This window comes from Streptoverticillium olivoreticuli subsp. olivoreticuli (assembly GCF_003391135.1).
Lineage (GTDB): Bacteria > Actinomycetota > Actinomycetes > Streptomycetales > Streptomycetaceae > Streptomyces > Streptomyces blastmyceticus.
The window spans coordinates 8,326,352-8,343,406 of record NZ_CP031455.1 but is presented as its reverse complement, the minus strand read 5'-3'; the positions used below and the strand labels follow the sequence as shown (position 1 = coordinate 8,343,406).

The 17,055-nt window shown below is 75.3% G+C and carries 1 protein-coding gene (running past one end of the window); it reads right to left on the bottom strand.

What is annotated here, in order from left to right; translation table 11 throughout:
• Positions 1–17,055 carry the 5' portion of a type I polyketide synthase gene (locus DXZ73_RS35985; protein WP_116216099.1) on the bottom strand. It extends 11,430 nt beyond the left edge of the window, so 17,055 of the gene's 28,485 nt are visible here — the first part of the coding sequence; it begins with the start codon at positions 17,053–17,055; its stop codon lies beyond the left edge, outside the window.

Here is a 17,055-nt window from a genome sequence, read left to right as displayed (position 1 = left end):
CGCGCGGACCGCGCCGGAGAGCACTCCGTCCGGGCCGAGTTCGAAGAAGGTGGTCACACCGTGCTCGGTGAGCCGGCGGACGGCGTCGGCGAAGCGGACGGTGCCGCGGACCTGTCCGGTCCAGTACTCCGGCGAGCGGAGTTCGTCGGCGGTGACGAGGGTGCCGGTGACGGTGGACACGAACGGCAGCGAGGGCGCGTGGTAAATGACGCCGGCGGCGACGCGGGCGAAGTCCTCCAGCATCGCGTCCATGTGCGGCGAGTGGAAGGCGTGGCTGACGCGCAGCCTCTTGGTCCGGCGGCCGAGCTCCTCGAAGCGGGCCGCGAGGGCGAGCACCGCGTCCTCGTCGCCCGCGAGGACCAGGGACGACGGGGTGTTGACGGCGGCGACGGAGACCCGCCCCTCGTACGCGGCGAGCAGGGGCGCCACCTCGTCCTCGGCCGCCTCGACGGAGGCCATGGCACCGCCCGTGGGCAGGGCGGCCATCAGCCGGCCGCGTGCGGCGACGAGGGTGCAGGCGTCCGCCAGGGAGAGGACTCCGGCGGCGTGCGCGGCGGCGAACTCGCCGATGGAGTGCCCGGCGACGTAGTCGGGGCGCAGGCCCCAGGACTCGGCGAGCCGGAACAGCGCCACTTCGAGGGCGAAGAGGGCCGGCTGGGTCCAGCCGGTGTCGTCGAGCAGCGCGGCCTCGGGGGTGTCCGGTGCGGCGAACAGGATCTCCCGCAGCGGGCGGTCGAGTTCGAGGTCGAAGCGGGCCAGTACGGCGTCCAGTGCCTCGGCGAAGACCGGGTGGCGTTCGTAGAGCTCGCGTCCCATGCCCGGGCGCTGGCTGCCCTGGCCGGTGAAGAGGAAGGCCAGGCGGCCGCGGCTCCGGCCGCCGGTGAGCAGGCCGGCGTCCGGGGTGCCGTCGCGCAGGGCGGCCAGGGCGCGGGCGAGCGCGTCGTGGTCGTCGGTGACGACGGCCGCGCGGTGCTCCAGGGCGGCCCGGGTGGTGGCGAGGGAGAAGGCGAGGTCGGTGAGGGGCGCTCCGGGGTGGTCGGTGAGGTGGGACAGGAGTCGGCCGGCCTGGGCGCGCAGGCCCGCTTCGGTGCGTCCGGACAGCGTCAGGGGGACGGCCCCGGCCGGGCGGGCCGTGTCCGTCGTCTCCTCCTCGGGCCGCTCGTCCGGCGCCTGTTCGAGGATGGTGTGGACGTTGGTGCCGCTCAGTCCGAAGGAGGAGACACCCGCACGGCGCGGGTGTCCGGTGGCCGGCCAGGCCAGCGGCTCGGTGAGCAGCCGGATGGCGCCGGAGCTCCAGTCGACGTGCGAGGAGGGCCGGTCGATGTGCAGGCTCCGCGGGACGGCCTCCTCGCGCATGGCCATGACCATCTTGATGACGCTGGCGATGCCGGACGCCATCTGGGTGTGGCCGATGTTGGACTTGACGGAGCCGAGCAGCAGCGGCTGCTCCGGGTCGCGGTCCTGTCCGTAGGTGGCCAGGAGCGCCTGGGCCTCGATGGGGTCGCCGAGGGCGGTGCCGGTGCCGTGTCCGTCGACGACGTCGACCTCGGCGGCGGCCACGCCGGCGTTGGCGAGGGCCTGGCGGATGACGCGCTGCTGGGACGGGCCGTTGGGGGCGGTCAGGCCGTTGGAGGCGCCGTCCTGGTTGACGGCGGAGCCGCGGATCACGGCCAGGACCTCGTGCCCGTTGCGCAGGGCGTCGGAGAGCCGCTCGACGAGGACGAGGCCGACGCCTTCGGCCAGGCTCATGCCGTCGGCCTGGTCTGAGTAGGCCTTGCAGCGGCCGTCGGCCGCCATCGCCCGCTGCTGGCTGAAGCCGATGAACGGGAACGGCGTGGACATGATGCTGACGCCGCCGGCGAGGGCGAGGGAGCTCTCGCCGTTGCGCAGCGACTGGCAGGCCAGGTGCAGGGCGACGAGGGAGGACGAGCAGGCGGTGTCGAGCGAGACGGCCGGGCCCTCGAAGCCGTAGGTGTAGGACAGGCGGCCGGACAGGACACTGGAGATGGTGCCGGTGATGGCGTGTCCCTCGCTGCCCGCCGGGGTCGCGGCGTTGGCGGCGTAGTCCTGGTAGCTGGCGCCGATGAAGGTGCCGGTGCCGCTGCCGCGCAGGGTGGCGGGGTCGATGCCGGCGCGCTCCAGCGCCTCCCAGGAGGTCTCCAGCAGCAGGCGCTGCTGCGGGTCCATGGCCAGCGCCTCGCGGGGCGAGATGCCGAAGAAGGAGGCGTCGAAGTCGGCGGCTTCGTGGAGGAAGCCGCCCCGGGTCGAGTAGGTGCGGCCCGGCCGGTCGGGGTCGGGGTCGTAGAGGCCCTCGGTGTCCCAGCCGCGGTCGGTGGGCCACTCGCCGGTGGCGTCGCCGCCCTCGGCGACGAGCCGCCACAGGTCCTCCGGGGAGGCGATGCCGCCCGGGTAGCGGCAGCTCATGCCGATGATGGCGATGGGCTCGTCGTCGGCGGGGGCCGCGGCGGCACGCGCCGCGGCCGCCGTCCCGGTGCCGGCGATCGCTCCGCGCAGCCAGGCCACGAGCGCGAGCGGGTTGGGGTGGTCGAAGACCATGGTGCTCGGCAGGGCGAGCCCGGTGACGGCGGCGATCCGGTTGCGCAGGTCGACAGCGGTCAGCGAGTCGAAGCCCACGTCGCGGAAGGCCCGCTCCTCGGACAGCACGTCCGGCGAGGCGTGGCCGAGCGCGGTGGCCGCCTCGGCGCGTACCAGGTCGAGCAGGAGGCGGTCCTGTTCGGCCGGGGCCAGTCCGCGCAGCCTGGAGACGAACTCGCTGCCGGAGGACTGGACTTCGGCGCTCCCCTCCTCCAGCCGCCGGACCTCGGGCAGGTCGGCGAAGAGGGGGGCGGGCCGCCCGGAGGTGAAGACCGGGTGGTAGCGCTCCCAGTCCACGTCGGCGATCGCGAGAACCGTCTCGTCGTCGTCGAGGGCCTGCCGCAGCCCGGTGAGGGCGAGCTGCGGGTCCATGAAGACGAGTCCGCTGCGGCGGATCTGGCCGGGGTCGACGCGGCCGAGCTTCAGGTCGTCGGCCCAGATGCCCCAGGAGACGGCCGTGGCCCGGGCGCCCCGGGCGCGGCGGTGCTCGGCGAGGGCGTTGAGGTAGGCGTTGCCGGCGACGTAGGCGGCGTGCGCCCCGCTGCCCCACATGCCCGCGGTGGAGGAGTACAGGACGAAGGCGTCGAGCTCGTCGTCGTCGAGGAGTTCGTCGAGGTGCCGGGCGCCGGAGACCTTGGCGTCGACGACCCTCGCGAAGTCGTCGAGGGTCGTCTCCGCGAGCGGCGCGAGCTCGATGGTGACGGCGGTGTGGACGACCGTACGGACGGTGCGGCCCTCGGCCTTGAGTGCCCCGAGCATGTCCGCGACCGCGGCGCGGTCGGTCAGGTCGCAGGCGACGGCGGTGGCTTCGCAGCCCAGCTCGGCGAGTTCCCGTACGAGCTCCGCCGCGCCGGGCGCCGCCGGGCCGCGCCGGCTGGTCAGCACGATGTGCTCGGCGCCCTGCCGGGCGAGCCAGCGGGCCAGGTGCGGGGCGAGCGTGCCCGTGCCGCCGGTGACGAGGGTGGTGCCGCGGGGCGACCAGGGGCGGGCCGGGTCCGGGTCGGCGGAGGCGGCGCGCACGACGCGGCGGGCGAGAACGCCCGAGGAGCGGACGGCGAGTTGGTCCTCGCCGGTGCGGTTGGTGAGGACGGCGGCCAGGCGTTCGGCTGCGCGCCGGTCGAGCTGTTCGGGCAGGTCGACGACGCCGCCCCAGCGCTGCGGGTGTTCGAGGGCCGCCGTCCAGCCGAGGCCGAGGATCTGGGCCTGGGCGGGCCGGGTCAGCCGGTCCGCACGGCCGGTGGAGACGGCGCCGCGGGTCAGGCACCACAGGGGTGCGTCGATGCCGGTGTCGCCGAGCGCCTGGACGAGCGAGACGGTCAGGGCGAGGCCGGTGGTGAGCGCCGGGTGGTCCGCGCTCGGGTGCTCGGCCGCGGCCAGCAGGGACACCACACCCGTGAGGTCCGTGAGGTCCGCGAGCTCCGTCAGGCGGGCGGCGAGGGCCGTACGGTCCGCGCAGGCCTCGTCCAGGACGAGCGTGCGCGGGTCCGCGCCGTGGGCGGCGAGGGCGTCCGTGACGTCGTCGGCGTCGGTTCCTCCGGCGGTGACGACGAGCCAGGTGCCGGTCAGGGCCGCGGCGGGCAGGGCGGTCAGCGGCTGCCATGCGGCGCGGTACCGCCAGGAGTCCACGGTCGACAGGTCGCGGCGGTGCTTGCGCCAGTGCGAGAGCGCCGGGAGCACCGGGGCCAGCGAGGTGCGGTCGAGGCGCAGGCTGGAGGCGAGGGAGTCGACGTCCTCCTCCTCGACCGCCGTCCAGAACTCCGCGTCCGCGGGGTCGGTTTCGTGGCGGTCCCGCGGTGCGGCGGGGACGGCCCACAGGTATTCGCGCTGGAAGGGGTAGGTGGGCAGCGGCACCCGGCGGGCCCCGGTGCCGGCGAAGACGCGGGACCAGTCGGCGGTCGCGCCGCGGACGAAGGCCTCGGCGAGCGAGGTCAGGAAGCGGTCGGTGCCGTCGGCTCCGCGCCGGAGCGTGCCGAGCACCACGGCCCGGGCGTCCGCCGCCTCGGCCGTCTCCTGGATGCCCATGGCGAGGACGGGGTGGGAGCTGACCTCGATGAAGAAGCGGTGGTCCCGCGCGAGGAGTTCGCGCACGGCGGGCTCGAAGCGGACGGTCTGCCGGAGGTTGGTGTACCAGTAGTCGGCGTCGGGGACGCCGGAGCCAACTGCAGTGTCCAGCCAGTCGCCGGTGACGGTGGAGAAGAAAGGCACCTGCGGGGCACGTGGCCGGACCGGCGCGAGGGCGTCGCGCAGTTCGTCCCGCAGCAGCTCCACCTGTGCGGAGTGCGAGGCGTAGTCGACGGCGATGCGCCGGGCGCGGACGTCCTGGGCGGTCAGCTCGGCCAGGAGGGCCTCCAGCGGCTCGGGGGCACCCGAGACGACGACGGAGCGGGGTCCGTTGACGGCGGCGACGGACAGGCCCTCGTACGCGGCGAGGCGCTCTTCGACCTCGGCCACGGGCAGCGGGACCGACATCATGCCGCCGGATCCGGCCAGCACCCGGGCGATGGCCTGGCTGCGCAGTGCCACGACGCGGGCGGCGTCCTCCAGTGACAGGGCGCCGGAGACGGCGGCGGCGGCGATCTCGCCCTGCGAGTGGCCGACAACGGCGGCGGGGGTGATGCCGTGGGAGCGCCACAGTTCGGCCAGCGAGACCATGACGGCGAACGAGGCGGGCTGGACGACGTCGACGCGGTCCAGGGTGGGCGCGCCCTCGGCCTGGCGCAGGACGTCGATCAGCGACCAGTCGGTGAACTCCGAGAGGGCGGCCGCGCATTCGCGCAGGCGCTCGGCGAAGACCGGGGACTCCTCCAGCAGCCGCGCCCCCATGCCGGCCCACTGGGAGCCCTGGCCGGGGAAGACGAACACGGTCCTGCCGTCGGTGTCGGCGGTGCCCTGGACGACGCCCGGGGCCGACTGCCCCTCGCCGAGGGCCCGGAGGGCCGCCGCCTGGTCCTCGTCGCCGGTGCCGACGACGACGGCGCGGTGGTCGAGGAGCGTGCGCGAGGCCACCAGGCTGTGGCCGGTGTCGAGGGCGCCGGGCGGCTGCTCGCCGTCGAGGAGGGCGGCGAGGTTCGCGGCCTGGGCGCGCAGGGCGCCCGGGGTCCGCGCGGACAGCACCCAGGGGACGGCACCGCCGGCCGGGGGCACCGGCTCGGTCTCCGGCGCGGGGGCCGTCTCCTGCGACCGGGGCGCCTCTTCGAGGACGGTGTGGGCGTTGGTGCCGCTGATGCCGAAGGAGGAGACCGCGCAGCGGCGCGGGCGCCCGCCCTCGGGCCAGTCGGTGCGGTCGGTCAGCAGGGAGACCGTGCCGGAGGTCCAGTCGACGTGGCTGGAGGGGGTGTCGGCGTGCAGGGTGCGCGGCAGTTCGCCGTGGCGCAGTGCCATGACCATCTTGATGACGCCGGCCACGCCGGCCGCCGACTGGGTGTGCCCGATGTTGGACTTCACGGAGCCCAGGAGCAGGGGGTGTTCGGCGTCGCGGGCCCAGCCGTAGGTGGCGAGCAGGGCCTGGGCCTCGATGGGGTCGCCGAGGGCGGTGCCGGTGCCGTGCGCCTCGACGGCGTCGATGTCCGCCGGGGCCAGCCCGGAGTTGGCGAGGGCCTGGCGGATGACGCGCTGCTGGGACGGGCCGTTCGGGGCGGACAGGCCGTTGGAGGCGCCGTCCTGGTTGATGGCGGAGCCGCGGACGACGGCGAGGATCTCGCGGCCGTTGCGACGCGCGTCGGAGAGGCGTTCCAGGACGAGGATGCCGACGCCTTCGGCGAGCGTCATGCCGTCGGCGCTGTCGGAGAACGCCTTGCAGCGGCCGTCGCCCGCGAGGGCCCGCTGTCGGCTGAAGGCGACGAAGGGGCTGGGGTTGGTCATCACCGTCGCGCCGCCGGCCAGGGCCAGCGAGCTCTCGCCGTTGCGCAGCGACTGGCAGGCCAGGTGCAGGGCGACCAGGGACGAGGAGCAGGCCGTGTCGACGGTGACGGCCGGCCCTTCGAGGCCGAAGAGGTAGGCCAGCCGCCCGGAGAGCACGCTGGGGCTGGTGCCGGTCACCAGGTGGCCGGCGGAGGGGTCGTCGATGCCGAGGCCGTACTCCTGGTAGGTGGAGCCGATGAAGGTTCCGGTCGCCGTGGAGTGGACCGTCGCGGGGTCGATGCCGGCCTGCTCGAACGCCTCCCAGGTGGTCTCAAGCAGCAGCCGCTGCTGGGGGTCCATCGACAGGGCCTCGCGCGGCGAGATGCCGAAGAATCCGGCGTCGAACTCGCCCGCGTCGTGCAGGAATCCGCCCTGGGTGGAGTACGTCGTGCCGTTGTTGTCCGGATCCGGGTGGTAGAGGTCGGTGTTCCAGCCGCGGTTGACGGGGAAGTCGGAGATGGCGTCGACGCCTTCGGAGATCAGCTCCCAGAACTGTTCCGGGGAGCGGACGCCGCCGGGGAAGCGGCAGCTCATGCCGACGATGGCGATGGGCTCGTCGAAGCCGCCGGGGGTCGGTACGGCCACGGCCGCCGCCGACTCGCCCGCTGTGCCGAGGAGTTCGGCGCGCAGATGGCGTGCGAGGGCGCCGGGGGTCGGGTAGTCGAAGACCAGGGTGGCGGGCAGGGACAGGCCGGTGAGCGCGGCCAGCCGCTTGCGCAGCTCCACGGCGGTCAGCGAGTCGAAGCCCGCCTCGCGGAAGGCCCGCCGCTCCGCGACGCCCTCGGCGGAGGTGTGGCCGAGGACGACGGCCGCCTCGGCGCGCACCAGGTCGGTCAGGAGCCGCTCCTGCTCGTCCTCGCCGAGTCCCCGCAGGCGTGCGGCGAACTCCGGTACGGCGCTCTCGCCGTCGGTGTGCGCGAGGGCCCGGACGTCGGCCAGTTCGTCGAAGAGGGGGCTGGGGCGGGAGGAGGTGAAGACGGGGTGGTAGCGGTCCCAGTCGACGTCGGCGACCGTGACGGTGACGTCCTGCTGGACGACCGCGCGGCGCAGTTCGGCCATGGCGGTGGCGGGGGCGAGGAAGCGCAGCCCCTGCCGCCGCAGCTGGTCGGCCACGGCCTCGTGGGTGGCCATGCCGAGCTCGCCCCAGGGGCCCCAGGCCACCGAGGTCGCGGGCAGGCCGCGGGCCCGTCGGTGTTCGGCGAGGGCGTCGAGATAGGCGTTGGCGGCGCCGTAGGCGCTCTGCCCGGCGCTGCCCCAGACTCCGGCGATCGAGGAGACCAGGACGAAGAAGTCGAGGTCGTGGCCGTCGAGGAGGGTGTCGAGGTGGGCCGCCCCGAGCATCTTCGCGGCCATCGCCTCCTCGGCGGCGGCCAGGGAGGTCTCCGTGAGGGGGGCCGCCTGGCCGACGCCGGCCGCGTGCACGACGCCGGTCAGCGGGTGCTCGTCCGGTACGGAGGCCAGCAGCGCGGCCAGCGCGTCGCGGTCGGCGGTGTCGCAGGCCGCGACGGTGACCCGGGCGCCCAGGTCGGCCAGTTCGGCGGCCAGCTCTCCGGCGCCGGGGGCGTCGGGGCCGCGGCGGCTGGTGAGGAGGAGGTGGTCGGCACCGCTGCGGGCGAGCCAGCGGGCGACCTCGGCGCCGAGCGCTCCGGTGCCGCCGGTGACGAGCACGGTGCCCCGCGCGGTGAAGGCGTCGGCCGGGGGCAGTCCGTCGAGCGGGTGGCGTACGAGGCGCCGGCCGAGCGCACCGGTCGCGCGGATGGCGATCTGGTCCTCGTCGCCCTGTGCGGCGAGGGCGCTGACGAGGTGCTGGGTGGCGGGGCCGTCGAGGACGGCCGGCAGGTCGATCAGGCCGCCCCACAGCTGCGGGTGTTCGAGGGCGGCGACGCGGCCCAGGCCCCAGACAGCTGCCTGGAGGGGGTCGGTGAGCGGGTCGGCGGCGCCCGTGGTGACCGCGCCGCGGGTCAGGGCCCATACGGGGGCGGCGAGTTCGGTGTCGGCGAGCGCCTGGGTCAAGGCGATACTGAGCGCGAGGCCGGCCGGCGGCTCGGTGCCCGGCCTGTCGGCGAGTGCGAGCAGGGACAGCACGCCGGACAGGGGCCGTCCCGTGTCGCGTACGGCCTCCAGGCGGGCGGCGAGTACGGCGCGCTCGCGGCAGTCCGCGTCCAGCACGAGCGTCTCGAACTGCGCGCCGTGGCCGCGCAGCGCGTCCAGGATCTCGTCGCTGTCGGTGCCTTCGGCGGTCACGACCAGCCAGGTGCCGTCCAGGACGGGGGCGGCGGCCGGCCGTACCGGGCGCCAGGCGACGCGGTAGCGGGTGGAGTCCAGCAGCGCCTTCTCCTGCCGGAGCTGACGCCAGGACGACAGGGCGGGCAACAGCGCGTAGAGGGAGGCGTGTTGTTCGTCGCGCAGGCCCAGGAGGCCCGCGAGCCCCGCGGCGTCACCGCGCTCGACGGCGCTCCACAGCTCGGCGTCCGCGGGGTCGGCGGCGGCCTGCGGGCCGCGGGCCGGGGCGGCCTCGGGCCAGTAGCGCTCGTGCTGGAAGGCGTACGTGGGCAGGTCGACGGTGCGCGCGCCCATGCCGGTGAAGTACGCGGGCCAGTCGACGGCCGTGCCGCGGACGTGCAGGCGGGCGAGCGCGGAGGTGACGGACCGCTCCTCGCCGCGGTCGGCGCGCAGCAGCGGGACGAAGTCCGCGTCCGTCCCGTCGCCCAGGGTGTCCTGGGCGGGGGACGACAGCACGCTGTCGGGGCCGAGTTCGAGGAAGGTGGCGGCACCGTGCGCCTGAGCGGCGCGTATGCCGTCGGCGAAGCGGACCGTGCCGCGCGCGTGCGCGACCCAGTAGTCCGCGGACCGGAGTTCCTCCTCCGTGGCGGGCCGGCCGGTGAGGTCGGAGATGACGGTGAGCGTCGGTGCCGCGTAGGTGAGCTGGGCGGCGACCTCACGGAACTCGTCGAGCATGGGCTCCATGAGCGGCGAGTGGAAGGCGTGGCTGACGGGAAGCCGCTTGGTCCTGCGGCCCTGCGCGGCGAAGTGGGCGGCGATCTCCTCGGCGGCGGCCTCGTCGCCGGAGACGACGACGGCGGTGGGGCCGTTGACGGCGGCGAGGGAGATCTGGTGTTCGCGTCCCGCGAGCAGGGGCGCCACCTCGTCCTCCGTGGCCTGGAGGGAGATCATCGCACCGGTGGCGGGCAGGGCCTGCATCAGCCGCGCCCGCGCGGCGACCAGACGGGCCGCGTCGGGCAGCGGGAGGACACCCGCGACATGGGCGGCGGCGATCTCGCCGACCGAGTGGCCGAGCAGGACGTCGGGGCGGATCCCCCAGGTGCGCAGCAGACGGTAGAGCGCGACCTCGACGGCGAAGAGCGCCGGCTGGGTCCACTCGGTGCGGTCCAGCAGCTCCGCTTCGGGGCTGCCGGCCGGGGCGAGGAGGACGTCCTTCAGGGGGCGGTCCAGGTGCGGGTCGAGGGCGGCGGCCACCTCGTCGAGGGCGGTGGCGAACGCGGGGAAGCGCGCGTGGAGTTCACGGCCGGTGCCCGGGCGCTGACTGCCCTGTCCGGCGAAGAGCACGGCCAGCTTGCCCGCGCCGCCGGTCTCGCCCTCGGTGAGCGCGGGATCGGGCCGGTCGGCGGCCAGGGCGGCGAGCGCGCGCAGCAGTTCGTCGCGGTCGCCGGTGACGACGGCCCGCTGGTCGAAGGCCGAGCGGGTGGTGGCGAGGGAGAGGCCGACGTCGGCCGGGTCGAAGGCCGGGCGGTCGTCGAGGAAGGACCGCAGGCGGGCCGCCTGGTCCCGCAGCGCCGCCCGGCTCCTGCCGGACAGGGTCCACGGCACGACGGCCGGTGCGTGGAGCGGCTGTTCGCGCTCGTCGCGCGGGCCGGGGGCGGCCGGGGCCTCTTCGAGGACGACGTGTGCGTTCGTACCGCTGAAGCCGAAGGAGGAGACTCCGGCGCGCCGCGGCCGGCCCGCCTGCGGCCAGGGGGTCTCCTCGGTGAGCAGGCGCACCGCTCCGGCGTCCCACTCCACGTGCGAGGACGGCTCGTCGGCGTGCAGGGTGCGGGGCAGCACGCCCCGGTCCATGGCCATGACCATCTTGATGACGCCGGCCACGCCGGCCGCCGCCTGGGTGTGGCCGATGTTGGACTTCACGGAGCCGAGCAGCAGCGGCTGCTCCGGGTCGCGGTCCTGCCCGTAGGTGGCGAGCAGGGCCTGGGCCTCGATGGGGTCGCCGAGCGTGGTGCCGGTGCCGTGCGCCTCCACCGCGTCGACGTCCGCGACGGACAGGCCGGCGCCGGCCAGCGCCTGCCGGATCACCCGTTGCTGGGACGGGCCGTTGGGGGCGGTCAGCCCGTTGGAGGCGCCGTCCTGGTTGACGGCGGAGCCCCGTACGACGGCCAGGACCCGGTGCCCGTTGCGCTGGGCGTCGGAGAGCCGTTCGAGGACGAGCATGCCGACGCCCTCGGCCCAGCCGACGCCGTCGGCGCTGTCGGAGAAGGCCTTGCAGCGGCCGTCCGGCGACAGGCCGCGCTGCCGGGAGAACTCGATGAGGGAGCCCGGCGTCGACATCACCGTGACACCGCCGGCCAGGGCGAGCGAGCACTCCCCCGCGCGCAGGGCCTGCATCGCCCAGTGCATGGCGACGAGCGAGGACGAGCACGCCGTGTCGACGGTGACGGCGGGACCCTCAAGACCGAGGGCGTAGGACACGCGCCCGGAGGCGATGCTCGGCGAGGTGCCGCTGCCCTGGTGGCCCTCGAACTGCCCGCCGGCGAGGACCATGGCGTAGTCGTTGTACATGACGCCGGCGAACACACCGGTGCGGCTGCCGCGCAGGGACACCGGGTCGATGCCGGCGCGCTCGAAGGCCTCCCAGGACGCCTCGAGGAGCAGCCGCTGCTGCGAGTCGGTGGCCAGCGCCTCACGGGGGCTCATGCCGAAGAACGCGGGGTCGAACTCGGGTGCCTCGTGCAGGAATCCGCCGAAACGGCTGTAGGAGGTGCCGAGGCGGTCCGGGTCCGGGTCGTAGAGCGCCTCCAGGTCCCAGCCGCGGTCCGTGGGCAGGCCCGAGATGGCGTCGGTGCCCTCGCTGACCAGCCGCCACAGGTCCTCGGGCGAGGCGACGCCGCCCGGGTAGCGGCAGCTCATGCCGACGATGACGATGGGGTCCTGCTCGGCGGCGGCCCGGGGGGCGTCCGCCGTGACGGCGGCTTCGGAGCCCATGAGCTCGCCGAGGACGTGCGCGGCGAGCGCGGCGACGGTCGGGTAGTCGAAGACCACCGTCGCGGCGGTGCGCAGGCCGGTGGCCGTACGGAGCCGGTTGCGCAGTTCCACGGCGGTGAGCGAGTCGAAGCCCAGCTCCCGGAACGGGCGCTCCGCGTCGACCTCGGCGGTACCGGAGTGGCCGAGCACGGCGGCCACTTGGCCGGCCACGAGGTCGCGCACCACCTCGTGGCGGTCGGCCTCCGGCAGCCGGGACAGCTGCTGGACGAGGCTCACGGCCGTCTCCGAGCCGGAGACCACCGAGCGGCGGACGGGGGTACGGACGAGGCCGCGCATCAGCGCCGGCACCTCGCCACTGACGCGCAGGACGGACAGGTCCAGCCTGACCGGCAGCAGGACGGCGGTCGTCGCGGCGGTCGCGATGTCGAAGAGCGCGACGCCCTGTTCCTCGGTGAGCGCGGGCGTGCCCGCACGGGCCAGGCGCTGGAGGTCGTTGTCGGTCAGCCCGCCGGTCATGCCGCCGGTGGGCGCCCACGGGCCCCAGCCCAGGGAGAGCCCAGGCAGCCCTTCGGCGCGGCGCAGTTGGGCGACGGCGTCGACGAAGGCGTTCGCGGCGGCGTAGTTGCCCTGGCCCGCCGCGCCCACGGTGCCGGAGAGGGAGGAGAAGACGACGAAGGCGGCCAGGTCCAGCCCCCGGGTGGCCTCGTGGAGGTGCCATACGGCATCGGCCTTGGGCCGCAGCACCGCGCTGATCCGCTCGGGGGTCAGCGACTCGATCAGGCCGTCGTCGAGCGTGCCGGCGCTGTGCACGACGGCGGTGACGGGGTGCTCGGCGGGCACCGCGGCCAGCATCCGGTCCACGGCGGCGCGGTCGGCGAGGTCGCAGGCCTCGACGGCGACCCGTGCGCCGTGCCCGGTCAGTTCGGCGACGAGCTCTTCGGCGCCCTCGGCGGCGAGGCCCCGGCGGCTGACGAGCAGCAGGTGCCGTACGCCGCGCTCAGTGACCAGGTGCCGGGCCAGTACGCGGCCCAGGCCGCCGGTGGCACCGGTGAGCACCACGGTGCCCTCGGGGTTCCACGGCGTGCCGCTCCCCGGCGCCTGGGCGCGGGAGAGCCGGGCGCCGAGCAGGGCGCCGCCGCGGAGGGCGGTCTGCGGCTCGTCCGTGGCCAGGGCCCGGACGAGCTCCGGCGCGGTGGGCCCGGCGGGGTCGAGGTCCACCAGGCCGAAGCGGTCCGGGTGTTCGGTCTGTGCGGCACGCACCAGGCCCCAGACGGCGGCGGCCGCCGGGTCCGGCGCCTGACGGCCGTCGGTGGTGACCGCGCCGCGGGTGACGAAGACCAGCCGCGAGCCGGCGTACCGCTCGTTCTCCAGCCAGGACCGCAGCTGCTCCAGGACATGGGCGGTGCGGGTGTGCGCGGAGGCGGCCGGTTCGTCACCGTCGGTGCCGGCGACGGGGGCGAGCACGACCTCCGGGATGTCGGCGGCGGTGGCCAGGCCGGGCAGCTCCGTGACCGTGCGGTCCGGCGAGGTCAGTGCTTCGGCGAGGCCGAAGAGGTCCGGGCCGAGGACGGCGACCGCGGAGGGCGCCGTTCCGGCGGTCTCCGGCAGCGGGGCCCAGCGCAGCTCGAACAGGGCGTCGCGCGCGAGGGAGGCGGCGGTCAGCTGCTCGTCCGGCATCGCGCGCAGGACGAGCGAGCCCACGGAGGCCACGAGGGCGCCCGAGGTGTCGGCGACGGCGATCGTCACCGCGTCGTCGTCGGCCCGGGCCAGCTTCACCCGGACCGCCGTCGCCCCGCTCGCGTGCAGGGTCACGTCCTGCCATGAGAAGGGCAGGCCGCCGCGGCCCTGCTCGCCGAGGCCGGCGAAGGCCGAGGCGTGCAACGCGGCGTCCAGCAGGGCCGGGTGGATGCCGAAGGAGCCGGTGTCAAAGGCTCCCGTCTCCGGCAGCGTCACCTCGGCGTAGACGTCGTCACCGGCGCGCCAAGCGGCACGCAGGCCCTGGAAGAGGGGGCCGTACGCGAAACCGCCGTCGGCCATGCGGTCGTAGAAACCGTCGAGGTCGAGCGGCTCGGCGCCGGTGGGGGGCCAGGCGGTGGCGTCGAAGCCGGCGCGGTGCTCGCCGGCGACGAGGGTTCCGGCGGCGTGCTGCGTCCAGGGCAGCTCCTCGGGGCCGTCGGGGCGGGAGTGGATGCTCAAGGTACGGCGGCCGGACTCGTCCGGGCTGCCGGCCCACACCTGCACCTGGACACCGCCCTCCGCGGGCAGGACCAGGGGTGCGGCCAGGGTGAGTTCCTCGACGCGGCCGCAGCCGGTCTCGTCCCCCGCCCGGACGGCCAGCTCCAGGAAGGCGGTGCCGGGGAGCAGCACCGTGCCGCGTACGGCGTGGTCGGCCAGCCAGGGGTGGGTGCGCAGCGACAGCCGGCCGGTCAGCAGCAGGCCGTCGGAGTTGGCGACCGACACGGCCGCCGCCAGCAGCGGGTGGCGGGCGGCGCCCAGGCCCGCGGCGCGGACGTCGGCGCCCTGTGCGGGTATGCCCTTGGGCCAGTACCTGCGGTGCTGGAAGGCGTACGTGGGAAGGTCCGTGCGCCGGGCGCCGGTACCCGCGAACCAGGGCTCCCACCGGACGGCGACGCCCCGGACGTGCAGGCCCGCCAGCGCGGTGGTGAGCGTCTCGGCCTCGGGGCGGCCCGGCCGCAGCACGGCGAGCGTGGCGGGCACGGCCCCGGTGGTGCCGTTGTCGTCGTCGGTGCCGTCCAGGCATGCCTGGGCCATGGCGGACAGGACACCGTCGGGGCCCAGTTCGAGGAAGGTGCCGGTGCCGTGGCCGCTCAGCCAGGCCACGGTGTCGGCGAACCGGACGGCGTGGCGGGCGTGGTCCGCCCAGTAGTCGGGGGAGGTCAGCTGCTCGACCGTGGCGAGGGTGCCGGTCAGGCCGGAGACGACCGGGATGACGGGTGCCTGCGGCGCGAGGCCGGAGACGACGGCTCGGAACTCCTCCAGCATGGGTTCCATGAGCGGGGAATGGAAGGCGTGCGAGACCCGCAGCCGCTTGGTCTTGCGGCCCAGTGCGGTGAAGTGCCCGGCGACGGCGGCGACCTCGTCCTCCGCGCCGGCCACGACGAGGGCGGTGGGTCCGTTGACCGCCGCGATCGAGACGCGGTCCCGCCGGTTCTCGATCAGGGGGAGGACCTCGTCCTCCGTCGCTTCCAGCGAGACCATGGCGCCGCCGGCGGGCAGCGCCTGCATGAGCCGGCCACGGGCGAGCACCAGGGCCGCGGCGTCGGCGGCCGAGAAGACCCCGGCGACGTGCGCGGCCGCGATCTCGCCGATGGAGTGCCCGGCGAGGAAGTCCGGCTTGATGCCGAGGGATTCGGCCAGCCGGTACAGCGCGACCTCGATCGCGAACAGTGCGGGCTGCGCGTAGCCGGTCTCGTTCAGCAGACCGGCCTCGGGCGTGCCTTCGGCAGCGAACAGAACGTCCTTCAGGGGCTTTTCGAGTCCCTCGTCGAAGTGGGCGAGGATGTCGTCGAGCGCGGCGGCGAAGACGGGGAAACGGGCGTGGAGTTCACGCCCCATGCCCGGCCGCTGGGAGCCCTGTCCGGCGAAGAGGAAGGCGAGCTTGGAGCGGCCCTGAACCGTGCCGTGGGCCAGGCCCGGCGCCGGTTCGCCGTCGGCCAGCGCGGTGAGGGCTTCGAGGGCCCGGTCGCGGTCGGCGGCGGTGAACGCGGCGCGGTGCTCGAAGGCCGAGCGGGCCGTGGCCAGCGAGTGGGCCACGTCCACGAATTCGAGCTCGGGACGGGACGTGAGGAAGGCCAGCAGCCGGCCCGCCTGGGCGCGCAGGGCCTCCCGGGTGCGGCCGGAGAGCAGCCACGGGACGGCACCCGCGGCGATGAGCTCGACAGGTGCGGCGGGTTCGGCGACCGCGGCGGTCTCCTCCGCGTCCTCCGCGTCCTTCTCTGCGGTCCCGGGGGCCCGTTCGGACGGCGCCTCCTCCAGGATCGTGTGCGCGTTGGTGCCGCTGATCCCGAACGAGGAGATGCCGGCCCGGCGCGGTTCCTCGCCCCGCGGCCAGGGGGCCTGCTCGGTCAGCAGGCGTACGGCCCCCGCCGTCCAGTCCACGTGCGAGGACGGCGCGTCGACGTGCAGCGTGCGGGGCAGCGTGCCGTGCCGCATGGCCAGCACCATCTTGATGATGCCGGCCATGCCGGCCGCCGCCTGGGTGTGGCCGAGGTTCGACTTGACGGAGCCCAGCAGCAGCGGGCGGTCCTCGGCGCGGTTGCGGCCGTAGGTCGCGATCAGCGCCTGGGCCTCGACCGGGTCGCCCAGGGTGGTCCCCGTGCCGTGCGCCTCGACGACGTCGACCGCGTCGGCCGAGAGCCGCGCGTTGGCCAGCGCCTGCTCGATCACCCGCTGCTGGGACGGGCCGTTGGGCGCGGTCAGCCCGTTGGAGGCACCGTCCTGGTTGACGGCGGAGCCCCGGATGACGGCCAGCACCTCGTGCCCGTTGCGCCGGGCCTCCGAGAGCCGTTCCAGGACCAGTACGCCCACGCCCTCGGCCCAGCCGGTACCGCCGGCTGCGTCGGCGAAGGAGCGGCAGCGCCCGTCGGCGGCCAGCCCGCCCTGGCGGGCGAACTCCACGAACGTCGTGGGTGTGGACATCACCGTGACGCCCGCGGCCAGCGCCAGGGAGCACTCGCCCTGGCGCAGGGAGTGGGCGGCCAGGTGCAGGGCCACCAGGGAGGACGAGCAGGCGGTGTCGACCGTCACCGCCGGGCCGACGGCCCCGAAGAAGTAGGAGAGCCGGCCCGACAGGACGCTGGTGGCCTGGCCCGTCAGGGTGAAGCCCTGGACGTCGTCCTCCGGGCCCACCCGGTAATCCTGGGGCATGGCCCCGACGAACACGCCCGTCCTGGTGCCGCGGACCGCGGCCGGGTCGATGCCGGCCCGTTCGAAGGCCTCCCAGGAGGACTCCAGCAGCACCCGCTGCTGGGGATCCATCGAGAGCGCCTCTCGCGGGGAGATCCCGAAGAATCCGGCGTCGAACTCGGCCGCGTCGTGCAGGAATCCGCCGGAGAACTTCTCCGCTCCCCCGGCCTCCCCGGCGTTCCCCGTCAGCAGCTCCCAGCCGCGGTCGGCGGGGGACTCCGTGATGCCGTCCTCGCCCGCGACGAGCATGGACCAGAGTTCCTCGGGGGTCGTCACACCCCCGGGGAAGCGGCAGCTCATGCCCACGATCGCGATGGGCTCACGGGCCGCAGCCTCCAGTTCGCCCACCCGCTGCCGGGAACGCCGCAGATCGGCGCTCGCCCGCTTCAGGTAGTCCCGGAGCTTCTGTTCCTTGTCCAC